We start from the raw sequence: 24,926 nt of genomic DNA on the forward strand, positions 1-24,926 counted from the left end.
TCCGCTTTTTCATTTTTTTAATTATGATGTTGTGGTTCGACGCCTTTAGGATACCAAACCAATGGATTTTCTCCACGGTCACGCTCCATATCATATTCTACATTGGCAAAGTCCATTTTTTCCCAGAAACTCCTTGATTGAACTCTAGGGTTCGTTTTAATCGGGAGACCAAAGTTCTTCGCAAATTCTACAAGCACTTTGCCATACCCCTTACTTTGATAATCAGGCAATACCTCGAGCTTCCATAGTTCTAAGTAATTTTGCGGCGGATAGAAATAGCGGTCAAATTTTGCATCAATTTGATATAAACTCATTCGTGCTACTAGTTTGTCCCCGAAATAAATTCCATAGAATGGTGAGTCGCTATTGTTATCAACCATATTTGCTTCAAGATCTTCAAGCATAGACAATTCTTGAATCCCATATTCTTTAAACTTTTTAAACTCTTCTAGTGTCTTAAAGTTTACTTTTAGTCTTTCCACTTTAATTGCCATAGTCGACCTCCTAAATATGAAAACATCATAATCTTGTATATATTCATTTGTTCCTGAATAACATGATATGAAATTAATTTTGCATTATGTTATTCAGGAACAAATGAATCACCTTTATTATATAACAAAAACTCAAAAAATTCTTCAAATAAGTTCAGATAGCGTTTTCAAAGATTGCAGGAAATTTAGAAAATGATGATGAAACATATTAACGGACGTTTTTTGAGGAGGAGAATTATTGAATAATCAATTGTACGAGAACCGTAAAATAATTGAATCCGGCGGACTACCAAAATATCATGAGAAGGCTAAACAACAAAAAAAGCTCTTTGTTCGTGAGCGTCTTCAATTATTGCTTGATGAAGGAAAATACGAAGAAGATGGTAAATTTGCCAATTTTAAGGCGGGTGACCTTCCTGCAGATGGTGTCGTAACAGCGATTGGTAAAATTAAAGGTCAGACTGTCTGTGTCATGGCAAATGATTCAACAATCAAAGCAGGGTCATGGGGAGCAAGAACGGTTGAAAAAATAATCCGTATTCAAGAAGTAGCGGAGAAATTAAAAGTTCCGTTATTTTATCTGGTCGATTCAGCAGGAGCAAGAATAACAGATCAATTAGAAATGTTTCCAAATCGACGAGGTGCTGGAAAAATTTTTTATAATCAAGTGAAGCTTTCCGGGATGATTCCCCAAGTATGTATTCTGTTTGGCCCGTCCGCTGCTGGTGGGGCTTATATCCCTGCATTTTGCGATATTGTTATTATGGTTGATCAAAATGCTTCGATGTATTTGGGATCACCACGTATGGCAGAAAAGGTTATCGGCGAAAAGGTAACGCTTGAGGAAATGGGCGGTGCCAGGATGCATTGTTCTGTCAGCGGCTGTGGAGATGTTCTCACTTATAGTGAGGAAGATGCGATTGAATCAGCAAAAAAGTATATCAGTTTCTTTCCAAGCAGTTTTATAGAAAAACCAAAGATGACTGAAGGCGCAGCAGCGAAACAAGGCCGTGAACTAGAAGCGATCATTCCGGAAAACCAAAACGCACCGTTTGATATGTATGAATGTATTGATAGACTTGTGGACCAAGATAGCTTTTATGAAATTAAAAAATTATTTGCCCCAGAATTGATAACGGGATTAGCTAGAATCGATGGAAGAGCTATTGGAATTATTGCTAATCAGCCAAAAGTAAAAGGCGGCGTTTTGTTTGTTGATTCCGCTGATAAAGCTGCAAAATTTATTCAGCTTTGCGATGCTTTTCATATTCCGCTATTATTTTTGGCAGATGTACCTGGTTTCATGATCGGAACAAAGGTTGAACGTGCAGGAATTATCCGTCATGGGGCAAAATTAATTGCTGCTATGAGCTCAGCAACTGTTCCGAAAATATCGGTAATTGTTAGAAAAGCTTACGGTGCTGGACTATATGCGATGGCAGGTCCCGCTTTTGAACCTGATTGCTGCATCGCGTTGCCGACCGCACAAATTGCCGTTATGGGTCCTGAAGCCGCTGTCAATGCGGTCTATTCAAACAAAATTAATGAAATAACCGACCCGAAAGAAAAAATTGCTTTTGTCCAAGAAAAACAGAAAGAATACAAAGAGCATATCGACATTTACAAGCTTGCTTCAGAGCTTATAATCGATGAAATCGTCGCTCCGTCTGAATTACGAAATATACTTATTCAACGCTTTGCTTACTATGAAACGAAAGAATTAAATTTCAGTGTCCGTAAGCATCCTGTTTACCCCGTATAATTTTATAGACCCTATTTGGCGGTTGTCGGATAGGGTTAATTTTTTCTAATCTTTCTAACAAACTATCGACTGCATCTGATAAAATATGGGTAAAGATGACTAAAAAGAGGGGTTACCATGAGGGTTGGAATTATAGGTGCTGGATCAATTGGCTTATTATTTGCCGCTTATATTAGTAGGGTGTTTGAGGTTACGATATACTGCAGATCAACAGAGCAAACATCTGAGATAAATAAAAATGGAATCGTACTAAAGAAAAAAGGAGAACAAACGATATCCTTTGTACAGGCCCTGCCAATTACAGAGTGGAAGGGAGTAGAGGATATAACAATTATCGCGGTCAAACAGTATCATCTTTATCCAATTATTGAGAAAATAAATCAATTACCGGTAATTCCTAACAATCTATTATTTTTACAGAATGGCATGGGGCATTTAAAACAGCTTGAAACAATCCCGTTTACTAATATTTATGTGGGATCAGTGGAGCACGGAGCCCTTAAAGAAAATTCATATACTGTATCCCATAATGGTGAAGGTATAACTAATGTTGCTGTTTTCAAGGGTGATACTACACTTTTGAGTGAATTTGTTTTTTCAGCACCAATCGAATTTCCACTTGTTCTCAAAGAGGATTACTTTCAAATGCTGCAAAATAAATTAATTGTCAACGCAGTCATTAATCCATTAACGGCTATTCTTCAGGTTAAAAATGGCGAATTAATAAATAATCAATACTATTTTCATGTATTAAAAAATTTATTTGCCGAAATTTCTACGGTATTAAATTTGAAAAATGCTGAAGTACATCAACTACAAATTATTGATATTTGTAAAAACACCTCCGAAAACCACTCCTCCATGCTTAGGGATATTGAAGCGAACAAAATGACAGAAATAGATGCAATCCTAGGGTATATTTTAGAAGAAGCACAATTTAAGGAAATGACCGCACCTCAGGTTGAGAACCTTTATTATTTAATAAAAGGGAAAGAAGTGGTAAAGGAGGCGAACTCTTGATTACTTTTCTATCCTCCATAATATCTATTTTATTCACTTTACCATTTTTAGGATTATTCATCGTTTTTTTTATAACAAAACTGGTGACAAAAAATACTCGAAAATCTGTCCACATGTCACTTGATTATACAACGATTTTATTTATTATTTCCGTTCATTTTTTAATTGCTACTATTTGGGGTAAATCACTTTTTTGGTTAATAATACTAATAATGATTTTAATTGCGATGATTTTTGTATTTGTTCATTGGAAGGTAAAAGAAGAAATTGTTTTGAAAAAAGTGATGAAGGGTTTTTGGCGTTTTAATTTTATCCTTTTTCTCCTTGCATACATCACCTTAACGCTATATGGATTAATCCATCGTGCATTAATATTTACCTTTTCCAACTGATTTCAAGCCAAAGTTTTTTTCAAATCCGGTTGGTAGTGGTATACTCTAAAAAGAATGAATTTGGGTAATCAGAAAGGAAGTACATGAATGGAGATTTTAAATCTCTCTTTACCAGCAACAAATCGGTTTGCTTCGAATTATTTGGAACAGTCTACTGAAATCGAGCCTTTTTTTCATTACAGGTATAATGAATTAACCGATGATGCCAAAAGGGTTTCAGAATTAAGTAACCGGTCATTTCCTCGCATAGAGGTTGCTGAACACATTGAGAGCTTTATGAAGCAGTTTCCATCGTCTGAAGCTGTTATCAAGTCAATTGATAAACTTAAAACAAATAATAGCCTCGTAGTTATTGGTGGTCAGCAGGCAGGGATCCTTACAGGGCCGCTTTATTCAATACATAAAGTCATTTCAATTATTAAATTAGCAGAGCAAAAGGAAGAGCAGCTTGGAGTACCAGTCGTTCCAGTATTTTGGATTGCAGGCGAAGATCATGATTTCCAAGAAGTTAATCATGTGTTTGTGCCAGTTAATCGAAAGGTAGATAAATGGACCTATCCGGAGAGAGTAGTTAATAAGAAAATGGTCACCGATATTCAGTTAAACAAAGAAAGCTGTCTATCATGGGTTAATAATCTAATTGAGAATTTCGGTGAGACAGAGCATACGAATACACTATTAGAATTTGCAAAAGAACAAATATCCATATCAACCACCTTTGTCGATTTCTTCGCAAATATTATTATGGAATTGTTCAAGGATTATGGGTTATTAATTGTTGATTCAGGTAACAAAGAGTTTCGGTTGCTGCAGAAAGAATTTTTAAAAAGTCAAATTCTTCACCATGAAGAGATAACAAACAAATTATTGGAACAACAAAGGGAAATTGGAATAAAGGGTTTTCCGATTACGATTGATGCAAGTGAAGAAAATGCCAACCTATTCTACTATGATCAGAAAATGAGTGAACGGATTCTACTTGAGTACGATCGAGGAAATGATCGGTTTGTGGGGAAAAATGGGACCTTGGCATTTACGAGAGAACAATTAGTGGTGCTAGCCGAGGAGAATCCGGCAAATTTAAGCAATAATGTGGTGACGCGTCCGTTAATGCAGGAATGGCTCTTTCCAACTGTTGCTTTCATTGCAGGGCCAGGTGAAATATCATACTGGGCAGAACTCAAACTAGTTTTTGAGCATTTTGATATGAAGATGCCGCCGATCGTTCCACGTTTGAATATTACCATCCTTGATCGATCGGTGGAAACAGATGTTGCAGAATTGCATCTAAATTTAGCAGAAGTTTTGAGCATTGGAACGGACAAAGGAAGACACCAATTTCTAGAAGCAATAAAAGACAAAGAAGTAGAGTCACTTTTTTCAATTACTAAAGACCAATTAGTAAAGCAATATAGACAAATTGAAGCAAAAACAGCTCAGTTAGACCGCGGCCTCCTACCATTATTTAAGAAAAACGAAGGTTACTTATTAAAAGAAATCGATTTTTTGGAAAAGAAACTTGATGAAGCAGTAAGATTAAAGCACGATAATATGATCAAAAAATATGCGCGTGTCGATCTAGCTTTAAGACCTGATGGTTTTCCGCAAGAGAGGGTTTGGAATGTATTTTATTATCTAAATCAATATGGATTGAATTTTATTAATGACTTAATGACAGGAAGATTCGAATTTGATGGAAGGCACAAGGTCATGAAAATATAGAAAAACTTCACTTACATTGTGGAGTTTTTCTTTTTTTTGTAAAAAAATAACATAATGAAACAGGATTATTAAGAATTAAAGAGAATAGTTAAAAATAGGTGGTGGAAAGTGGGGGAATGTGGTACATTTTTAATAGAAAGTGGGGGTCATGGGTATGTTCATGGGTGAATACCATCACAGCATTGATAATAAAGGCCGCATGATTGTGCCCTCCAAATTCCGTGATGAGCTTGGTGAAATGTTCATTATCACACGTGGATTGGATCAATGTTTATTTGGTTACCCCATATCAGAGTGGGAGCTTATTGAAGAAAAGTTAAAAGGCTTACCTCTGACAAAAAAAGATGCCCGTGCTTTTACTCGCTTCTTCTTTTCTGGAGCAACAGAGAGTGAACTTGATAAGCAAGGAAGAATTAATATCCCAGCACCACTATTGCAATATGCAAAGCTAGAAAAAGAATGTGTAATTTTGGGTGTTTCCAATCGAATTGAAATTTGGAGCAAACAGATTTGGGAAGACTATTTTTCACAGTCTGAAGAATCTTTTGCGGAAATTGCAGAAAATATGATTGGCTTTGATATATAATGGATAAATTATGTTAATATATTTTCTGTTATATATCGTTCGATTGGAAAAGGTGGTTACTACATGTTTGAACATACAACTGTGTTGTTAAAGGAAGCTGTTGATGGATTAAATATTAAGTCAGATGGTATTTATGTTGATTGTACTTTGGGTGGGGCGGGACACAGTTCCTTGATTCTTTCGAAACTCGGAGCCCGAGGTAAACTATTTGCATTTGACCAGGATGAAACAGCTATTGCACATGCTAAAGAGAAGTTGGCACAATATGGAGACAGATTAGAGATAATAAAAAGCAATTTCTTATATTTAAAAGAAGAGCTTAATGATCGAGGAATTGCTAAAGTTGACGGAGTCCTATACGATCTTGGGGTATCCTCACCACAATTGGATACACCAGAAAGAGGTTTTAGCTATCATCATGATGCACCACTCGATATGAGGATGGATAATGATGCTGATGTTTCTGCCTATGATGTGATTAATCATTGGGCATATGAAGACTTAGTTCGCATCTTTTTTCGCTATGGCGAAGAAAAATTCTCTAAACAAATAGCACGTAAAATTGAAGCGGCAAGACTTGCAAAACCAATTGAAACAACGGCAGAATTAGTTGAATTGATTAAGGATGCTATTCCAGCACCTGCTAGAAGAAAAGGTGGACATCCTGCCAAGCGAGTTTTTCAAGCAGTAAGAATTGCTGTAAATGATGAATTAGCTGTGTTTGAAAAATCGATAAATCAAGCAATTGACTTATTAAACCCAGAGGGAAGAATAAGTGTTATTACCTTTCATTCTCTAGAGGACAGGATTTGCAAGGCAGCCCTTAAGAAAGCAAGTGAAACCCCTAATTTACCTCCAGGTTTACCAATCATTCCAGATGAGTATAAACCGATCTTAAAGCTAATCTCACGGAAACCAATTCTTCCATCTGAAGAAGAATTAGAACAAAACAATCGTGCCCGATCTGCAAAGCTCCGTATTGCAGAAAAATTATAAAAAATACCATCACCTAGGCAGTGGTGGTAGAAAATGAATAAAATCTGGAGGGGAAGCGTTTGAGTAATCTTGCCAGGAAGTATTTAGAGCAGCAACAAACAGAGCAGAAAGTCCAAAAAAAAGGTCAAGTAATTATCAAAAAATCCTGGCTTACACCAGGAGAAAAAATAATTGGATTAGCCTTTGCTGGATTTGTATGTTTTGGGGCGATTCACATTATTTCGAACCAATCTAAAATTTACGATGTAAATAAGGACATCCAGGTTATAGAAGCAAAGGTGTCCGAACAACAGAAGGTAAATAGTGATTTACAGGTTCAGGTAAGCGAATTAAGTGCATATGATCGAATTTATCAAAAGGCTAAGGAAATGGGCCTTATTAAAAATGAAAATAATGTCAAGGTAGTGCATTAAAATGAACAAGAAACAACCATATATCAATGCAGGAGCAGCCATTTTATTTGGATTATTTGGCTTGCTCTTTTTTGTATTACTCTTCAGGTATTTTTCGATTCAAATCTCTGGAGAAGTAGACGGGCAGCCTCTTGCTGCGAAAGCTCAAGAGAAATATAGCAGGGAAGGGAATTTGGCGGCCTTAAGGGGCGATATCTTTGATCGGAATGGCGGGGTAATTGCAGAAGACACCAATGCATATACCTTGATTGCTATTTTAGATAAGAAGATGACGACAAATCCCAAAAAGCCACAACACGTAAAAAATCTAGACAAAACAGCAAAAGAATTAGCAAAGTACTTGGAAATGGATCAATCAGAAATTTATAGTATATTATCCAAAGGGAAAGAAAATAAGAAATTCCAGGTTGAGTTTGGCAAGGCGGGCAGAGATATTACTCACCAAACAAAGAAAAAGATTGAAGAACTTAAGCTTCCAGGAATTACATTTATTCGGGATTCGAAACGCTTTTATCCAAACGGAGTTTTTGCTTCACATTTAGTTGGGTATGCAGACCGGATTGAGCAAAAGGATAAAACGATTAAATCAATTGGGAAAATGGGAATCGAGAAAATTCTAAATGATGAATTAACAGGAAAAAATGGTAAATTAAATTTTGAGAGTGATTTGTGGGGCTATATACTTCCGGACGAGAAGGAAAAAATTACTCCTGCTCAAAATGGGAATGATGTCTATTTGACCATTGACCAAAAAATTCAAACCTTTTTAGAAGATGCTATGAACAAGGTAGATAAGGAATATAAACCTCAAAAAATTATTGCGATTGTAGCCGATCCGAAAACAGGAGAAATATTAGCGATGGGGCAACGGCCGTCCTTCCATCCAATAACAAAAGAAGGAATTGATAAAGGCTGGCATAATGAAGCTATTGAAACCTCATTTGAACCTGGATCGACAATGAAAATATTTACACTTGCAGCAGCGGTGCAAGAAAAGGTTTTTAATCCGAATGAAACCTATCAATCTGGTTCCTATCAAGTTACCAAAAAGGATAAAGCAATTCATGACCATAATTACTCCGGCTGGGGAACCATCACCTATCTTGAGGGTGTTCAACGTTCATCAAACGTTGCATTTGCGAAGATTGCGAAGGAGAAGTTGGGTTTTGAAAAGTTTAGAGAATATTTAACAAAATTTGGTTTTGATAAACCTACGGGCATTGATCTTCCTGATGAAACCTCAGGAAAGATTCAGTTTACTTATCCAATTGAAAAAATTACTACTGCATACGGACAGGGAACGGCAATTACACCTATTCAACAAATTCAAGCGGCAACAGCGATAGCTAATGACGGGAAAATGATAAAGCCGCATGTTGTCAAAAAAATTGTCAATCATGACACGGGAGAAACGATTAAATCAACCACTCCTGAGGTCGTTTCAACTCCTATATCAAAAGAGACTGCCAAACAGGTTCGTGATATCCTTGAAACCGTTGTTACTTCACCTAAAGGAACGGGTGGCCGTTACAAAATTGATGGCTACAGTGTCGCTGGTAAAACGGGGACAGCTAATATCCCAGGACCGAACGGAAGATATTTACAAGGGGCAGATAACTATATGTTTTCGTTTCTAGGCATGGCCCCTAAGGATGATCCCAAGTTGATTGTATATGTTGCTGTTCAGCAGCCTGATCTTGATGGAACCGGCTTAGGTGCCCTTCCTGTCTCGGATATTTTTAATCCTGTCATGAAAAACAGCTTGCAATATTTAAATATCCAACCTTCTAAGAGTCAAAAAGCACAATTAAATAAACTATCAGATTTTATTGGGAAGTCGGTCGAGGCAACAGAAAAAGAACTAAAGGCAAAAGACATTGAAACCGTTGTAATAGGCAACGGAACAAAAGTTGTCAGACAACTACCAGAGTCAGGTACGACTGTTTTAGAGGGGGAAAAGGTAATCATCCAAACAAATGGAGATAAACTGGCCCCAGATATGACAGGCTGGTCACTTAGAGATGTAATGAAAGTAGCCAATATTGCTGGCTTAAAACTGAATTCAAAGGGACAAGGCTATGTAACTCAGCAAAATATCAAACCAAAAACGATTATGCGAAACGGTGATTTCTTAATAGTTGATTTAAAAACGCCTGAAGAACAGTGGACTCATGAAAATCAGGCTAATTCAAATGGTCAAGACCAATCAGAAGAAACCATTGAAGACAAAGTCCAAGATTAAACGTTAATCCCGCTTACTAGAGCGGGATTTTCTCTTATTTAGTAACGTTAGTCGGCGTTCTAATAAAAAAAGTACAAGCATATAAATAAACGATAGAAAAAGGAGGGTCGTTCAAAATATGCGAGTTTCAAATGTAACTGTCCGTAAACGATTAATGATAGCTCTATTCGTTGGTATTCTAACCTTCTTAATTATTGATGTGCGGCTTGGATATGTTCAATTTGTTTTGGGTGATTGGTTGACTGCAGGAGCAAAAGACTCTTGGAGCCGTAATATCCCTTTCGAACCTGAACGAGGAGAAATTGTAGACCGTAATGGGGTGCCGTTGGCAACGAATATAAGTACCCCCACTGTTTGGGTAGTCCCAAGACAAATAAAGGACCCAGCAACAACCGCGGAAAAGCTGGCCTCCGTTTTAAATATGTCAAAAGAAAAGGCATACCGGGATATCACCTTAAAGGAGAGAATTGTTCGTATAAAGGAAGGCAGAAAAATTTCTCATGAAAAGGCTAAGGAAATCAGATCCCTGGGTCTTGAAGGGGTCTATATTGGGGAAGACTCCAAGCGTCATTATCCCATGGGGAGTTATCTCTCACATGTACTTGGGTTTGCAGGAGTGGACAACCAGGGGTTGATGGGACTAGAGCAATATTATGATAAAGAGCTAAGTGGTGAACGGGGCTCAGTTAAGTTCTATGCGAATGCTAAAGGTGAAAGAATGAACGATATGGCAGATGATTATGAGCAGCCGATCAACGGTCTCGATTTGAAGCTGACAATCGATTCAAAGATACAAACCATTGTCGAAAGAGAACTAGATATTGCTGAGGCAAAATACAATCCAGATGGTATTATCGCCATTGCTATGAACCCAAATAGTGGTGAAATTCTAGCGATGTCCAGCAGACCAACTTTTGATCCTGCTAATTTCCGGAATGTACCCCAAGAGGTCTATAATCGGAACCTGCCAGTTTGGTCAACCTATGAACCTGGCTCAACTTTTAAAATTATTACCCTTGCTGCAGCATTGAATGAAGGAAAAGTTAACTTGGAAAAGGAACATTTCCATGATTCTGGGTCGGTTCAAGTAGCAGGTGCAAGGTTAAAATGCTGGAAACGGGGCGGGCATGGTGATCAAACATTTTTAGAGGTTGTTGAAAACTCGTGTAACCCTGGATTTGTTGAATTAGGTGAACGACTAGGAAAAGAAAAGCTTTTTAAATATGTTAAGGATTTTGGATTTGGACAGAAAACTGGAATTGATTTACAAGGTGAAGGAACAGGGATTTTATTTAATTTGAACCGAGTAGGTCCTGTTGAACAGGCAACAACTGCTTTTGGACAAGGAGTATCTGTAACACCGATCCAGCAGGTAACCGCAGTGTCAGCAGCGGTCAATGGCGGAATATTATACAAGCCGTTCATTGCGAAAGAGTTAATTGATCCTGTAACCAAAGAGATTGTAATGAGGAATTCTCCTGTTGAAAAAAGAAGAGTAATTTCCGAGAAGACTTCAAAGGAAATCCGCCATGCACTTGAAAGTGTAGTGGCCCAAGGGACAGGTGGCAGGGCATTTGTTGATGGCTATCGTGTGGGTGGAAAAACAGGGACTGCGCAAAAAGCACAAAACGGCAGATACTTAGAAAATAACTTTATTGTTTCTTTTATGGGCTTTGCCCCTGCTGATGACCCACAGATTGTCGTTTATGTTGCTGTTGATAACCCAAAAGGAGTTACGGCATTTGGGGGAACCATTACGGCTCCAATTGTAGGTAATATTATGAAGGATAGTATGAAAGCAATGGGGGTTGAGCCGAGAAAGGATCAAATTGAAAAAGAACTAAAATGGCCAGATACTCCTTTAATAAAACTTCCTGATTTTACCGGTTTAACAAAAATGGAGTTAATGGATCAGCTTATTAACTTAAAGGTAGATGCCAGCGGGGAGGGAGATGAGGTTATTAGGCAATCTCCTGTAGCCGGAACCAAAGTGAAGGAAGGGTCAAAAATTAGGCTTTATTTTGGTAAAGAAGAATAACTCGAGTTGGATTTCTTATTGTTAGGGCGGTCGGAATGTTTTCCGCCGCCTAATTTTTTCTTTAAGCTTATATAACTAAATAGCAAAATAAAATATTTTAATGTAAAATAAGATGGAACTTTCGTTAAGAAGAATTTTGAGGTAAATACTGGTAATATGTATGTACGGTCATGAGAGGATTTGAGAGAAATGAAGCTACAAAAGCTGCTTAAGAATTTGCATCTTTTAGTTCCTTTTAAAGGTGAAGATCTGGAAATTACATCGATCGAAAACGATAATCGGAAGGTGCAAAAAGGGAGCTTATTTATTTGTATTAAGGGTTATACAGTTGATGGTCATGATTTTGCAGAATCAGCTGTAAAAAACGGTGCAGCAGCCATACTTGCGGAACGTCCGTTATCACTTGGTGTGCCTGTTATTCTTGTAAAAGATACAACAAGAGCAATGGCTGTGTTAGCTGATACTCTTTATGGGCAGCCAACTAAAAAGCTGCATTTAATTGGGATCACAGGAACAAACGGAAAAACAACCACCAGTCATTTAATTGAAAAAATAATGGTAGATGCTGGTCAAAAGACCGGTTTGATTGGCACGATGTACACTAAAATTGCTGAAAAGACGATTGAAACCAAAAACACCACACCTGAAAGCTTGACACTTCAAAAAACCTTTCAGCAAATGGTTGAAGCAGGTGTAAATACGGCCGTAATGGAGGTTTCTTCGCATGCCTTAGACCTTGGCAGGGTCCATGGCTGCGATTATGATGTGGCTGTGTTTACAAATTTAACGCAGGACCACCTGGATTATCATAAGACAATGGATGAATATAAGCGTGCGAAGAGTTTATTATTTGCCCAGCTCGGTAATACATTTGATCATCATAAACCAAAATTTGCTGTTTTAAATGCAGACGACCCTGCCTCGGATATGTATAGCAGGTCAACTGCCGCACATGTAATTACATACGGAATCGACAACAAGGCAGATATTCAAGCGAAAAACATCCAAATGACTTCCGCTGGTACTCATTTCAATCTCTTTGTCGAAACGGAACAATTTCCGATCCAAATGCAATTAATTGGGAGATTCAGTGTTTATAATGTTTTAGCAAGTATTGCTGCCTCACTTGTGTCCGGGGTCGAAATTAATGAAATTATCAAATCCATTGAAAGTGTAGAGGGTGTATCAGGAAGGTTTGAACTTGTAAATGCAGGACAAGATTTCACGGTTATTGTTGACTATGCCCATACACCTGACAGCCTTGAAAATGTATTAAAGACGGTTCAGCATTTTGCAAAAAAAAGAATCTTCGTCATCGTAGGCTGCGGTGGGGATCGTGATCGTACGAAGCGGCCATTGATGGCTCAGATAGCCTGTCAATTGGCCACAGATCCTATCCTCACTTCAGATAACCCTAGAAGTGAAGACCCATTAGCAATATTGAAGGAAATGGAATCGGGGGTTGAGGGTGAAAAATATAAGATCATACCTGACCGTAAAGAAGCGATTCATACAGCAATACAACAGGCAACAACAGGAGATGTGATCTTAATAGCCGGTAAGGGCCATGAAACATATCAAATTATTGGCAATGTCGTTCACGATTTTGATGACAGGTTGGTAGCACGGGAAGCGATTGAGGGGAGATAGCTATGTATTTAGCTTTGAAAGACTTGGGAGGTCTATTTGATTCTAGCCGTGGAATCCAAGACGATTTTTTGTTTGCTTCGGTTAGCGACCAAGCAAAAGAACCGCAGCCAAAAGGATTATTTGTGTCATATAACGGAATGAATGGTGAACTTTCAGAAGCGATTGCAAATGGAGCAATCGCAGCTATTTGGAATCAAGAATACGATCTTCCAAGGTATACTCCGAACCATTTTCCAGTATTTTTTACAAACGATCCTGCTGATGCAATTGTAACAATTTTAAATAGATATATTGAAAAATTAAATGGAGAAACAGACAAAATTATGGCGATAACTAACTTTAAATTTTCAAATAAAAAACTTCTTAATAAAAATAACGAAACATATGATATATCTGTGTTATTAAACGAGATAATTAATAAAAACAAACCTGAAAGGAGGGAATAAAATGCTTGAACAAGTTATTTTTTTCACAATAATTATGGGCTTTCTTATATCAGTATTGCTTTCTCCTGTATTTATTCCCTTCTTAAGAAGGTTGAAATTTGGACAAAGCATTCGTGAAGAAGGGCCAAAATCCCACCAGAAAAAATCTGGCACACCAACCATGGGCGGTGTGATGATCTTGTTTTCGATCGTTATTACGACACTTGTGATGACAGGCAAATTTTCTGAACCGACTGTTAAAACATATTTGCTGCTTCTTGTAACGCTCGGTTTTGGATTGCTTGGTTTTTTAGACGATTTTATCAAAGTCGCCTTAAAACGAAATTTAGGATTAACATCTAAACAAAAGCTAGCAGGTCAAATCATTATTTCAATTATCTTTTATCTTATCTATAAACAACAAGGTTTCTCTACCGAAATTAGTATCCCATTTACTGATACAACATTTGATTTAGGCTGGTTTTTCATCTTTTTCATCATATTCTGGTTAGTTGGCTTTTCAAATGCGGTCAACTTAACCGATGGACTTGATGGCCTGGTGTCAGGTACCGCAGCAATTGCTTTTGGTGCATTAGCAGTACTTGCTTGGAATCAATCACAGATGGAAATTGCGATATTTTCTGTGGCGGTTGTAGGAGCTGTGTTAGGGTTCTTGGTGTTTAACGCCCATCCAGCCAAGGTTTTCATGGGAGATACCGGTTCACTTGCCCTTGGAGGGGCAATTGCCACTATCGCAATTCTTACCAAACTTGAAATTTTGCTTATCATTATCGGAGGAGTATTTGTCATTGAAACATTATCCGTTATTTTACAGGTTATCTCCTTTAAAACAACCGGTAAACGTATTTTCCGTATGAGCCCATTGCATCACCATTATGAATTAGTAGGTTGGTCGGAATGGCGTGTTGTCGTCACTTTTTGGAGTGTTGGATTAATCCTTGCGATACTAGGAATCTATATAGAGGTGTGGTTATAAATTGAAACAGATTAAAACTTTCAGTCATAAAAAAATTCTTGTCCTTGGTTTGGCGAAAAGCGGGGTAACAGCAGCCGCTCTATTACATAAGCTTGGAGCATTTGTGACGGTTAATGATAAAAAGCCATTCTCGGAAAATCCTGAGGCACAAGGGCTATTAGAACAAGGGATTAAAGTGATATGTGGTGAACATCCTATTGAACTTCTAGATGAAGGATTCGAGCTGATTGTCAAGAATCCGGGTATTCCTTATAACAACCCAATGATTGCTGGAGCGATTGAAAAAGGAATTCCGGTTATCACCGAGGTAGAGCTTGCATATGAGGTATCGGAAGCCCCATTTATTGCTATTACAGGAACAAACGGGAAAACAACAACAACAACTTTAGTCTATGAAATGTTGAAAGAGGATGAAAAGAATCCGCTAATTGCAGGGAATATTGGTACAGTGGCATCAGGTGTTGCGGAGGAAGCAACAACAGACAATACGATTGTCATTGAATTATCTTCGTTTCAATTAATGGGGATTGTCAATTTTAATCCTAAAATTGCCATTCTTACAAACCTATATGATGCCCATTTGGATTATCATGGGGCAAAAAAAGAATATATTGCGGCAAAGGCAAACATCACAAAAAATCAAACAGAACTTGAATATCTCATTGTCAATGCGGATCAAGAAGAGACTCTAGAAGTTGCTCGTCACTCTAAGGCCAGCATCATTCCTTTTTCTACAAAGAAGAAACTGTCGGAAGGTGCTTATATTTCCGATGGCTGGATTATATTTAATAGTGAAAAAGTGATGGAAATTGAGAAAATAGCTCTGCCGGGCAACCACAATCTTGAAAATATTTTATCTGCAATGGCTGCGGCAAAGCTTTCAGGCGTAGAAAATAGCGCGATTCAAAGGGTTCTGCGTACATTTACTGGTGTCAGGCACCGCCTGCAATTCGTTACAGAAGTGAACGGTAGAAAATTCTATAATGATTCTAAAGCGACGAATATTCTGGCATCCATTAATGCTTTAGCTGCGTTTGAAGCACCTGTTATTCTGCTCGCAGGCGGTTTGGATCGCGGTAACGAGTTTGATGAGCTCCTGCCTTATTTAAAAAATGTAAAAGCAATGATTACATTTGGGCAAACCGCTCCTAAGATGGAACGGGTCGGGACAATGGCTGGAATAAAAACAATCATCCGTGTCGATAATGTTGACAAGGCAGTGCCTGAAGCTTATCGATACTCCGAATCAGGTGACGTAATATTGTTATCTCCTGCTTGTGCGAGCTGGGATCAATATAAAACTTTTGAGGTCAGGGGAGACATTTTTATCGAAGCGGTGCATAAGCTTAAGTAAGGGCTTGTACCTTGCGTGGTTCTGCAAAGCCCTAAAACTAGCAGTTGAGGTGTATTGTGGTGCCGACAAAAAAAACAACTCCCGATTTTATTTTAATGATCGTAACATTCACGCTTCTGGCAATAGGGCTTATCATGGTTTACAGCGCAAGTGCTATCTGGGCTGAATATAAATTTAATGATTCCTTTTTCTTTGCGAAAAGACAAACTCTTTTTGCAGGGGTAGGAGTTGCTGCTATGTTTTTTATTATGAACATCAACTATTGGACGTGGAGGACCTGGTCGAAAACCTTTATCATTATTTGTTTTGTCCTACTTATTCTTGTTTTAATTCCGGGAATTGGTAATGAAAGAAATGGATCTCGAAGTTGGATTGGTGTAGGCGCTTTTTCAGTTCAACCTTCAGAATTTATGAAACTGGCGATGATAGCCTTTTTGGCAAAATATCTGTCCGAACGGCAAAAGCTCATTACTTCATTCAAGAAAGGTCTTGTTCCATCATTAGGGCTTGCCTTTTTAGCCTTTTCAATAATCATGCTCCAACCTGATTTAGGTACGGGAACAGTTATGATGGGAACCTGTGTCGTCATGATTTTTATTGCTGGGGCACGCGTTAGTCATTTTGCCTTTTTAGGGCTCTTGGGACTAGCCGGGTTTGTCGGCTTAATTGCCTCCGCTCCATATCGGATTAAACGGATCACCTCTTTTTTGGATCCTTGGTCGGACCCGCTGGTGAGCGGATTTCAAATTATTCAATCGCTTTACGCGATAGGTCCCGGCGGATTGTTTGGACTTGGACTTGGCGAAAGCCGACAGAAGTTTTTTTACTTACCAGAACCACAGACCGACTTTATCTTTGCAATACTATCTGAAGAATTAGGTTTTATCGGTGGTTCATTTATATTACTATTATTTGCACTGTTGTTGTGGAGAGGTATTCGAATCGCCCTAGGTGCACCGGATTTATATGGCAGCTTTTTAGCCGTAGGGATCATCGCCATGGTGGCTATTCAGGTAATGATTAATATTGGAGTTGTCACAGGGCTAATGCCTGTTACGGGCATTACCTTGCCATTTTTGAGCTATGGAGGCTCTAGTTTGACTCTGATGTTAATGGCGATCGGTGTTCTCCTTAATATTAGCAGGTATTCTCGCTTTTGAACCTTACCCCTGTTTAGCAGCAGGGTTCTTTTTATTTTTAGCAAATCTAATTCATAAGGTTACAATTAGATAACATTCTTTTTTCATATGCATTATTTCGTTCGTTTTTATAGTAAGATAGTTATGGCAATCAGGTGTTAAATAGTTAATGAGGTGGAAAAATGAAAATAGTTGTTAGCGGTGGAGGGACTGGCGGACATATCTATCCTGCTCTCGCACTAATTCGAGAAATTCAGAAACAGAATAAAGATGCACAATTTTTATATATTGGGACTAAAAATGGTTTGGAAAGTAAGCTTGTTCCGATGGAGAATATTTCTTTTAAAGCTATTCATATTACTGGTTTTCAAAGAAAGCTTTCCTTTGAAAATATACGAACTGTCCTACGTTTTCTAAAAGGAGTCAAAGACAGTAAAAGAATGTTAAAAGAGTTCAAACCTGATATTGTCATTGGAACAGGCGGATATGTATGCGGACCTGTTGTATATGCTGCGTCAAAGCTCGGTATCCCAACGATTATCCACGAACAAAATAGTGTTCCTGGACTTACTAATAAATTTTTAAGCCGTTATGTAAATAAAATTGCGATTTGTTTTGAAGAAGCCAAAGAATTCTTTCCGAAAGAGAAGACTGTTTTCACAGGTAATCCTCGTGCATCCGAAGTAATTGGCAAGGATGGGATTCGAGGACGTCTTGCAGCTGGGCTTAGTACAACAATACCAGCAGTTTTAATCTTTGGCGGCAGCCGTGGTGCCAGGCCAATTAATGAGGCTGTTGTAAAGGCATTTGGGGAATTGGCAGAAAAGCCATATCAAATTCTTTATATTACAGGAGACGTACATTTTGAGGATGTTAAAAAAGAAGTAGATCTAATTGGAAACCCTAAAAATGTAGTAATTAAGCCATTTATTCATAATATGCCAGAGGTTCTGGCGGGGATTGATCTAGTCGTTTCAAGAGCAGGAGCAACGACACTAGCAGAGATTACCTCGCTCGGTATTCCAAGCATTCTTATTCCTAGCCCGTATGTTACAAATAATCATCAAGAGAAAAACGCTAAATCTTTAAGTGACCATGGTGCGGCAGAATTACTATTAGAAAAAGATTTAAATAATAAAAGTCTTGTGAACCACATCGATCGTATTCTCTTAAATAATGAAAATTTAAAGGAAATGAAGCTAAAAGCTAAAAAAATGGGTGTGCCTGATTCAGCTATTAGACTGTATTCCTTAATGCAAGAGCTTGTAAAAACAAATCAAAGGTAGCCCAAAATCGTTTTTAGCATAAACTGAAATAAATGCATCTTCGAAAGATAGGTGGTAAATATGGACGCAATAATAACGGAATTGCAATATTCAAATATAGGAAAAGTGAAAATAAGTGAACCTCTTGTCAACCACACCACAATCAAAATCGGCGGTCCTGCTGATCTTTTTATTGAACCTTCATCAGTTGAAAATTTAAAACAGGTGATGGGGTTGGTAAAAAAACACAGCTTAAATTGGCGGGCGATTGGCAGAGGTTCTAATCTTTTAGTCTCTGACAAAGGAATCGAAGGAGCGGTAATTAAACTTGGCTCTGGAGTGGATGAACTTAAAATTAATGGCTCAGAGATTACAGTAGGAGGCGGACATTCCCTGATAAGTTTGGCTACACTTATTAGCAAGAAAGGGATGGCCGGATTAGAATTTGCCAGTGGAATCCCTGGATCTGTTGGCGGTGCTGTTTATATGAATGCTGGTGCACACGGCTCAGATATTAGCAAAATACTGACAAGGGCTCATATTTTATTTGAAGATGGGACGATGGAGTGGCTTTCGAATGACGAAATGAAATTTTCGTATAGAACATCTGTCTTACAGAAAATTAGACCAGGCATTGTTGTAGAAGCTGCATTTCAACTTGTCGAAGGTGATAAAGCAGTCATTGTATCACAAATGATCAAGAATAAGGATTATCGAAAAGATACCCAACCATGGAATTTCCCCTGTGCTGGCAGTATATTCAGGAACCCGCTTCCGAATTACGCAGGAAAATTAATAGAAGATGCTGGGTTAAAGGGATATAGTATTGGCGGTGCAAAAATATCGGAAATGCATGGGAATTTTATAGTAAATGCTGGAAATGCTACTGCAGCAGATGTGCTTGCCTTAATTCAGCATGTAAAGGATACCATTTACAGCCTTTATAATGTAAAAATGGAAACAGAGGTAGAAATAATCGGACGGAAATAAGAAAGAAATAATCGGACGAATGACAAATATTGTGTTATAATTACTGATAATATTATAGGTGAAACTTCGAAAAGTAACTGACGGCATGATTTTTCGTGCCGTTGTTTCTCTTTTCAAGGTAACACTATCGAATGTTTGGACAGGCTTAGTTAGCTATTCCTGAGGCAGCTGCTTTTTATTTGGAGGAATAATAAATGGAAAAAGGTAAAATCGTTGCTCTCGAGGATCGTATCCCTCAACTTAAAGAGCAAAGACGACGAAAAGCGAATAGACGCCTTGTGCTCCTGTTAATTCTGTTTTTTACAATGATAGTAGTTATCGCCTACTCACAATCACCATTAAGTCATGTAAAGACGATAACAATAAAAGGCAATGGAGTGTATTCCGCTGAAGAATTAGTCAGTCAGAGCGGCCTTTCGAATAATACGAATATTTGGAAAATAAAGAAGGACGAAACCATTGTAAAATTACAGCGATTATCCGAGATCAAAAAAGCTGATATTCAGATTCACTGGCCTAGTACAGTTATTATTCAAGTAAAAGAATATAAAAGAATTGCCTATCTAAAACAAGGGAATAATTTCCTTCCAGTTATGGATAATGGGAAAATTTTAAAAAATCAAGAAGCAAATAAAATTCCTGTTAATTCTCCAATTTTATTTGAGTTTAAAGAAGGGGCAGCCCTCAATCAATTGGTTAAAGAGTTAGAAAAACTTCCTAGAGAAATTACAAACTCGATCTCTGAAATCCATTATACTCCCAAGAAAACAGATCCATTTCATATATCCTTATTTATGAATGATGGATTCGAGGTGAGTGCGACATTAAGAAGTTTTTCAGAAAAAATGGTGCATTATCCCTCAATTATCTCCCAATTAGATCCTAACAAAAAGGGAATTATTGACTTAGAAGTTGGATCTTACTTTAAGGCTTTTGAAACAGAAGGGGAGGAAAAAGAAGTTGAGCAAGATAAAGGTGAAGGGTAAACATGTTATCTTGTCCCTCGTCTGCCTTGTATTAGGATTTATGATTGCCTTTTCTTATCATTTGACGCAAATAGAAAATAAAAATGAGAAGCCGAATGTATCGGGTAAACAGTGGGAAAAGACACTTGCATTAAGAAATCAATTAATTGAAGAAGAAAAGAGTAATCGAGAACTGCAAAAGGAGTTACATCAAAAACAAGATTTGGTTCTTAAAAATGAAAAAGACCTCTCAAAGGAAGCACAGGTCTTTCTTAATCTTGCTGAGGATGCCGAAAAATATCGTATGTTCTTAGGGAAGGTGAAGGTACAGGGTAAAGGGGTTAAGATTACTCTCACTGACGGTGCCTACGATCCAAAAGAAGACAATATTAATAATTACCTTGTTCATGAACACCATGTATTTAAAGTGGTGAATGAACTATATATATCAGGAGCAGCAGCTGTTGCTATAAATGGGCAAAGGCTGACAAGTCATTCTTATATTATTTGTAATGGACCGGTTATTACTGTGGATGGAATTGAACATCCAGCACCATTTATTATTACAGCAATCGGAGACCCTGACGTCCTTTCATCATCAATAAACTTAGTAGGAGGGGTTAAGGATCAACTAGTGAACGATAATATTGTTTTTACATTAGAAAAAAATGATGAAATTGTCCTAAATCCAATTCTAGGAAGTTAGCCATTTTCAGGAGTAGTGTCCACGGGATGATTATATAAAAGGTTAGGTGAAAAAAGGTGGACAACCAAAAAATTAATGCAAGTTTTACATTAATAGCAATTTTGGTCGGTTTCATGATTGCAATCCAATTTCAAACAGTAAAAAAACCTGCTGAACGTGACACACGCGATATTTGGCAGCTTCGTGAAGCGTTACTTAAAGAAAAAGAACTTCAATCCAATTTATTAAGTGAAATTCGTTCAAATGAAGAAAAGCTGGCAGCCTATGAATCTAAGCGAAAACAAAGTAAGGAACAAGCTTTAAAGGATACATTAGATGAATTAAAGATTGAAGCTGGATTATCCAAAATTACTGTTCCAGGAATTACCTTACATATTGAACCAGTAATCGAAGAAATAAAGCCGGGTACTCCAGTTAATAGGGTGGTTTCACCAGAACTTTTAAAAAGATTACTTAATGAATTGAATATGTACGAAGCAAAATATGTTGCGATTGATGGACGAAGAATTATTAATACGACTGTCATTCGAGACATCAATCGGGAAACAAAGATCGATGGACATACAATTAATAGTTTGCCGATAGAAGTTATCGTGGGTGTAGATGATAATAATACAGCTGAAAAATTATACAATCGGATGAAAGTATCTAAATCTACGGAAGAATTTTTTATTGAAAATCTCAGACTTTCCATTTCAAAACCAAATCCGAACGTAACGGTACCTGCCTATGATAATTCCATTCGTATCCGATACATGGAACCGACAAAAGAAGGAGGCGATTCTTAATGTGGCTTCCATTCATTGGATTAATAATTGGAATCATACTTGGTTTGTTAACGGAGATTCGAATACCTGAAGAATATTCCAATTATTTGTCGATTGCTGTCTTAGCGGCATTCGACACACTTTTCGGCGGCATCAGGGCATACCTGCAAAATATATATGATGAAAAAGTGTTTGTTTCAGGATTCTTTTTTAATATAATGCTAGCTGCAAGTTTAGCTTTTCTCGGTGTTCATCTTGGTGTAGACTTGTATTTAGCGGCAGTTTTCGCGTTTGGTGTCAGATTATTTCAGAATATTGCCGTAATAAGGCGAATAATATTGACGAAATGGTCAACAAGCAAAGAAAAAGTAGAAAAAAATTGAAATTTTTTAAAGGGAATCATATAGTTGTGACGAATAATTTAAATATTACTATGGAAACTTTTATTGAACAAAAAAAATAGTTGTTGTTCAACTTAAGGAAATCTAAAGGAGGTGCCAAAGAATGAACAGCAATGAAATATATGTTAGTCTTGACATCGGTACATCCAGTGTGAAAGTTATCATTGGTGAAATGGTCAATGACTCGGGTAAAGACTCGTTAAATATAATTGGTGTTGGAAATGTGCAATCCGAAGGATTGCGCAAAGGGTCGATAGTGGACATGGACGACACCGTTCATTCGATTAGAAGGGCAATTGAGCAAGCAGAAAGAATGATTGGGATGGAAATCAGAGATGTGGTGGTTGGCATTTCTGGAAACAATGTTATGCTTCAACAATGTCATGGTATTGTAGCTGTTTCAAGCCAAAACCGAGAGATTACGAATGAGGATGTCATTCGTGTTATTGAAGCATCCCATGTTGGTTCTATCCCGCCTGAGAGAGAGAACATTGGCGTTATTCGAAAACAATTTATACTGGATGGAAAAGATGAAATTAATGATCCCCGCGGTATGATTGGGGTTCGCTTGGAAATGGATGGAACACTCATTACCGGATCCAAATCGATCATTATTAATACACTTCGCTGTGTAGAACGCGCTGGACTTGAGATTGTAGACATTGTCCTTCAGCCTTTGGCTGCAGGAGATTATGCTTTGTCAAAGGATGAGAAGAATCTCGGGGTAGCTCTTATTGACCTTGGTGGAGGATCTACTACGATCGCTGTTTTCGAAGAAGGATTTATCACACAAACGAGTGTCATTCCAGTTGGCGGAGATTATATCACGAAAGATCTTTCTGTAGGGTTACGGACTTCGACAGAAGATGCAGAAAAAATCAAAGTAAAACATGGACACGCATTTTATGATGAGGCTTCAGAGGATGAAGTATTCAGTGTACCAATAATCGGCAGTGATCAGCATCAACAATTTAATCAGCTTGAGATATCTGATATTATTGAAGCAAGAATGGAAGAAATTTTTGAACTAGTTTTACACGAAATGAAACGCCTAGGATTAAGTGATCTTCCTGGCGGTTATGTTTTAACTGGCGGCATGGCTAATATGCAAGGTGTTCTAGAACTTGCCCAGGTGATTTTACAAAATCGAGTACGGATTGCCGTCCCTGACTATATTGGTGTGAGAGAACCTCAATATACTACAGCTGTCGGTTTAATTAAATATGCCTACAAGAATGCTAGATTACCAGGTGGTACCATTGGTTCATCGACTATTTCTGAACCTGTAGAAAAGCGAGTACCAAAACAACAACAACAACAACCTAAAGCAAAAGTAGAAAAACATCCGGAAGAAAAGATGTCATCAAAAGTAAAAAAATTCCTTGGTTACTTTTTTGAATAGGAAAATCAAAAAGGGAAGCGACGAATTAGGAGGATTGTCATGTTAGAATTTGATACAAATTTAGATTCTCTTGCAACAATAAAAGTAATCGGTGTAGGCGGCGGTGGTAATAACGCGGTAAACCGAATGATTGAACATGGCGTTCAAGGGGTAGAATTTATCGCTGTAAATACTGATGCTCAAGCATTAAATCTTTCTAAAGCAGAAGTTAAGATGCAGATTGGCGCAAAACTTACTCGTGGACTAGGTGCAGGTGCTAATCCTGATGTGGGAAAGAAAGCAGCAGAAGAAAGTAAAGAACAGCTTGAAGCTGCATTAAGCGGAGCAGATATGGTATTTGTTACAGCTGGAATGGGTGGAGGAACAGGAACTGGTGCTGCACCAGTTATTGCTCAGATTGCCCGTGACTTAGGTGCATTGACGGTGGGTGTTGTCACACGTCCGTTTACATTTGAAGGTAAAAAACGATCAGGTCAAGCATCAGGCGGAATCGGTGCGATGAAGGAAGCTGTAGATACACTAATTGTGATTCCTAATGATCGTCTTCTAGAAATCGTTGACAAAAGTACGCCAATGCTTGAAGCTTTCCGTGAAGCAGACAATGTCCTCAGGCAGGGTGTACAAGGTATATCAGATTTAATTGCTGTCCCTGGTCTAATTAACTTGGACTTTGCAGACGTAAAAACAATTATGTCTAATAAGGGTTCAGCGTTAATGGGTATTGGTGTATCTGCCGGTGAAAATCGTGCAGCTGAAGCCGCTAAGAAAGCAATTAGTTCTCCTTTATTAGAAACCTCTATTGATGGAGCACAAGGAGTACTTATGAACATTACAGGTGGCACAAACTTAAGTCTTTACGAAGTTCAAGAAGCTGCCGATATTGTAGCAACCGCATCTGACCAGGAAGTAAATATGATTTTTGGTTCTGTTATCAATGAAACGCTTAAAGAAGAAATTATTGTTACAGTCATCGCAACAGGCTTTAAAGAAGAAAGCATGCAGCCAAAAGCAACTCGTCCTACTTTTGGACAAACCAAGCCGACAATTGGCAATGTTAAGAGAGAGCAGCCAAAACGCGAAGAGGTTCAGCAAGAACCCGTTCGACACACCCAAGTTTCCCAAGAAGAAACTTTGGATATTCCAACCTTCTTACGTAACCGTAATCGGAGAAGATAAATAACGAATCATCTAAGAAAGGCA

23 protein-coding genes are annotated in these 24,926 nt (G+C 37.9%); 22 read left to right on the plus strand and 1 reads right to left on the minus strand.

Annotated elements, in window-relative coordinates; genetic code table 11:
* Positions 1–17: 17 nt before the first annotated feature.
* A complete protein-coding gene (locus J7E66_RS11840; protein WP_168242699.1) occupies positions 18–494 on the minus strand; it encodes an N-acetyltransferase in 477 nt (158 codons plus the stop codon).
* Positions 495–732: 238 nt separating this feature from the next.
* On the opposite strand from J7E66_RS11840, the gene J7E66_RS11845 reads away from it, so the two are divergent.
* The 22 genes from J7E66_RS11845 to ftsZ all read left to right on the plus strand — a co-directional run bounded on the left by J7E66_RS11845 (position 733) and on the right by ftsZ (position 24,902).
* Positions 733–2,256 (plus strand): acyl-CoA carboxylase subunit beta, encoded by a 1,524-nt coding sequence (locus J7E66_RS11845; RefSeq protein WP_215000225.1) that lies wholly within the window; start codon positions 733–735, stop codon positions 2,254–2,256.
* Positions 2,257–2,373: 117 nt separating this feature from the next.
* Positions 2,374–3,276 carry a 2-dehydropantoate 2-reductase gene (locus J7E66_RS11850; RefSeq protein ID WP_215000227.1) on the plus strand — a complete coding sequence of 301 codons (903 nt, stop codon included), beginning with the start codon at positions 2,374–2,376 and terminating at the stop codon, positions 3,274–3,276.
* Complete coding sequence (locus J7E66_RS11855) at positions 3,273–3,668, plus strand: DUF3397 domain-containing protein (RefSeq protein ID WP_215000229.1); 396 nt, start codon at positions 3,273–3,275, stop codon at positions 3,666–3,668. Before J7E66_RS11850 ends, J7E66_RS11855 begins: the two co-directional genes overlap by 4 nt.
* An 87-nt stretch (positions 3,669–3,755) precedes the next feature.
* A complete protein-coding gene (bshC, locus tag J7E66_RS11860) occupies positions 3,756–5,390 on the plus strand; it encodes a bacillithiol biosynthesis cysteine-adding enzyme BshC (RefSeq protein ID WP_215000231.1) in 1,635 nt (544 codons plus the stop codon).
* A gap of 154 nt (positions 5,391–5,544) precedes the next feature.
* The gene (mraZ, locus tag J7E66_RS11865; RefSeq protein ID WP_066252575.1) at positions 5,545–5,976 is read left to right on the plus strand and encodes a division/cell wall cluster transcriptional repressor MraZ; all 432 of its coding nucleotides are present in this window, start codon (positions 5,545–5,547) and stop codon (positions 5,974–5,976) included.
* A gap of 63 nt (positions 5,977–6,039) precedes the next feature.
* A complete protein-coding gene (gene rsmH, locus J7E66_RS11870; protein ID WP_214715958.1) occupies positions 6,040–6,972 on the plus strand; it encodes a 16S rRNA (cytosine(1402)-N(4))-methyltransferase RsmH in 933 nt (310 codons plus the stop codon).
* 59 nt (positions 6,973–7,031) lie between these two features.
* Positions 7,032–7,385 (plus strand): cell division protein FtsL, encoded by a 354-nt coding sequence (ftsL, locus tag J7E66_RS11875; RefSeq protein ID WP_215000233.1) that lies wholly within the window; start codon positions 7,032–7,034, stop codon positions 7,383–7,385.
* Position 7,386: 1 nt separating this feature from the next.
* Positions 7,387–9,627, plus strand: coding sequence for a penicillin-binding protein (locus tag J7E66_RS11880; protein ID WP_215000235.1), 2,241 nt, complete (start codon positions 7,387–7,389; stop codon positions 9,625–9,627).
* Between the two features lie 118 nt (positions 9,628–9,745).
* Entirely contained in the window at positions 9,746–11,665 is a 1,920-nt protein-coding gene (locus J7E66_RS11885) for a stage V sporulation protein D (RefSeq protein WP_215000237.1), read from the plus strand.
* 189 nt (positions 11,666–11,854) lie between these two features.
* Positions 11,855–13,315: a UDP-N-acetylmuramoyl-L-alanyl-D-glutamate--2,6-diaminopimelate ligase gene (locus J7E66_RS11890; RefSeq protein WP_215000239.1), complete on the plus strand. Its 1,461-nt coding sequence runs from the start codon at positions 11,855–11,857 to the stop codon at positions 13,313–13,315.
* A gap of 2 nt (positions 13,316–13,317) precedes the next feature.
* Entirely contained in the window at positions 13,318–13,761 is a 444-nt protein-coding gene (locus tag J7E66_RS11895) for a hypothetical protein (RefSeq protein WP_215000241.1), read from the plus strand.
* A gap of 1 nt (position 13,762) precedes the next feature.
* Positions 13,763–14,737 (plus strand): phospho-N-acetylmuramoyl-pentapeptide-transferase, encoded by a 975-nt coding sequence (mraY, locus tag J7E66_RS11900; RefSeq protein ID WP_168242711.1) that lies wholly within the window; start codon positions 13,763–13,765, stop codon positions 14,735–14,737.
* Position 14,738: 1 nt separating this feature from the next.
* Positions 14,739–16,091 carry a UDP-N-acetylmuramoyl-L-alanine--D-glutamate ligase gene (murD, locus tag J7E66_RS11905; RefSeq protein ID WP_215000243.1) on the plus strand — a complete coding sequence of 451 codons (1,353 nt, stop codon included), beginning with the start codon at positions 14,739–14,741 and terminating at the stop codon, positions 16,089–16,091.
* A 59-nt stretch (positions 16,092–16,150) separates the two neighbouring features.
* A complete protein-coding gene (spoVE, locus tag J7E66_RS11910) occupies positions 16,151–17,251 on the plus strand; it encodes a stage V sporulation protein E (RefSeq protein ID WP_215000245.1) in 1,101 nt (366 codons plus the stop codon).
* Positions 17,252–17,412: 161 nt separating this feature from the next.
* Positions 17,413–18,516 carry an undecaprenyldiphospho-muramoylpentapeptide beta-N-acetylglucosaminyltransferase gene (gene murG / locus J7E66_RS11915; RefSeq protein WP_215000247.1) on the plus strand — a complete coding sequence of 368 codons (1,104 nt, stop codon included), beginning with the start codon at positions 17,413–17,415 and terminating at the stop codon, positions 18,514–18,516.
* A 60-nt stretch (positions 18,517–18,576) separates the two neighbouring features.
* Positions 18,577–19,485, plus strand: coding sequence for a UDP-N-acetylmuramate dehydrogenase (murB, locus tag J7E66_RS11920; RefSeq protein ID WP_215000249.1), 909 nt, complete (start codon positions 18,577–18,579; stop codon positions 19,483–19,485).
* 194 nt (positions 19,486–19,679) lie between these two features.
* Entirely contained in the window at positions 19,680–20,471 is a 792-nt protein-coding gene (locus J7E66_RS11925; protein ID WP_215000251.1) for a cell division protein FtsQ/DivIB, read from the plus strand.
* Positions 20,446–21,156 (plus strand): DUF881 domain-containing protein, encoded by a 711-nt coding sequence (locus J7E66_RS11930; protein ID WP_251032891.1) that lies wholly within the window; start codon positions 20,446–20,448, stop codon positions 21,154–21,156. The genes J7E66_RS11925 and J7E66_RS11930 overlap by 26 nt, the downstream gene beginning before the upstream one ends.
* 56 nt (positions 21,157–21,212) lie before the next feature.
* Positions 21,213–21,944, plus strand: a complete 732-nt coding sequence (locus tag J7E66_RS11935; protein ID WP_168242717.1) for a DUF881 domain-containing protein — start codon at positions 21,213–21,215, stop codon at positions 21,942–21,944.
* Positions 21,944–22,306 carry a small basic family protein gene (locus J7E66_RS11940; RefSeq protein WP_215000253.1) on the plus strand — a complete coding sequence of 121 codons (363 nt, stop codon included), beginning with the start codon at positions 21,944–21,946 and terminating at the stop codon, positions 22,304–22,306. Before J7E66_RS11935 ends, J7E66_RS11940 begins: the two co-directional genes overlap by 1 nt.
* Positions 22,307–22,427: 121 nt before the next feature.
* On the plus strand, positions 22,428–23,726 hold the full coding sequence (ftsA, locus tag J7E66_RS11945) for a cell division protein FtsA (protein WP_214715978.1): 1,299 nt from the start codon (positions 22,428–22,430) through the stop codon (positions 23,724–23,726).
* 39 nt (positions 23,727–23,765) lie between these two features.
* Positions 23,766–24,902: a cell division protein FtsZ gene (gene ftsZ / locus J7E66_RS11950; protein WP_215000255.1), complete on the plus strand. Its 1,137-nt coding sequence runs from the start codon at positions 23,766–23,768 to the stop codon at positions 24,900–24,902.
* Positions 24,903–24,926: the final 24 nt, after the last annotated feature.

The organism is Bacillus sp. ISL-7, from assembly GCF_018613065.1.

What these genes read in the sequence shown, in the direction of transcription:
- J7E66_RS11840 (WP_168242699.1), bottom strand. Translation starts at nt 494, where the DNA reads ATGGCAATTAAAGTGGAAAGACTAAAAGTAAACTTTAAGACACTAGAA.
- J7E66_RS11850 (WP_215000227.1), top strand. Translation starts at nt 2,374, where the DNA reads ATGAGGGTTGGAATTATAGGTGCTGGATCAATTGGCTTATTATTTGCC.
- bshC (WP_215000231.1), top strand. Translation starts at nt 3,756, where the DNA reads ATGGAGATTTTAAATCTCTCTTTACCAGCAACAAATCGGTTTGCTTCG.
- mraZ (WP_066252575.1), top strand. Translation starts at nt 5,545, where the DNA reads ATGTTCATGGGTGAATACCATCACAGCATTGATAATAAAGGCCGCATG.
- rsmH (WP_214715958.1), top strand. Translation starts at nt 6,040, where the DNA reads ATGTTTGAACATACAACTGTGTTGTTAAAGGAAGCTGTTGATGGATTA.
- J7E66_RS11880 (WP_215000235.1), top strand. Translation starts at nt 7,387, where the DNA reads ATGAACAAGAAACAACCATATATCAATGCAGGAGCAGCCATTTTATTT.
- J7E66_RS11885 (WP_215000237.1), top strand. Translation starts at nt 9,746, where the DNA reads ATGCGAGTTTCAAATGTAACTGTCCGTAAACGATTAATGATAGCTCTA.
- J7E66_RS11890 (WP_215000239.1), top strand. Translation starts at nt 11,855, where the DNA reads ATGAAGCTACAAAAGCTGCTTAAGAATTTGCATCTTTTAGTTCCTTTT.
- J7E66_RS11895 (WP_215000241.1), top strand. Translation starts at nt 13,318, where the DNA reads ATGTATTTAGCTTTGAAAGACTTGGGAGGTCTATTTGATTCTAGCCGT.
- mraY (WP_168242711.1), top strand. Translation starts at nt 13,763, where the DNA reads ATGCTTGAACAAGTTATTTTTTTCACAATAATTATGGGCTTTCTTATA.
- murG (WP_215000247.1), top strand. Translation starts at nt 17,413, where the DNA reads ATGAAAATAGTTGTTAGCGGTGGAGGGACTGGCGGACATATCTATCCT.
- murB (WP_215000249.1), top strand. Translation starts at nt 18,577, where the DNA reads ATGGACGCAATAATAACGGAATTGCAATATTCAAATATAGGAAAAGTG.
- J7E66_RS11925 (WP_215000251.1), top strand. Translation starts at nt 19,680, where the DNA reads ATGGAAAAAGGTAAAATCGTTGCTCTCGAGGATCGTATCCCTCAACTT.
- J7E66_RS11940 (WP_215000253.1), top strand. Translation starts at nt 21,944, where the DNA reads ATGTGGCTTCCATTCATTGGATTAATAATTGGAATCATACTTGGTTTG.
- ftsA (WP_214715978.1), top strand. Translation starts at nt 22,428, where the DNA reads ATGAACAGCAATGAAATATATGTTAGTCTTGACATCGGTACATCCAGT.
- ftsZ (WP_215000255.1), top strand. Translation starts at nt 23,766, where the DNA reads ATGTTAGAATTTGATACAAATTTAGATTCTCTTGCAACAATAAAAGTA.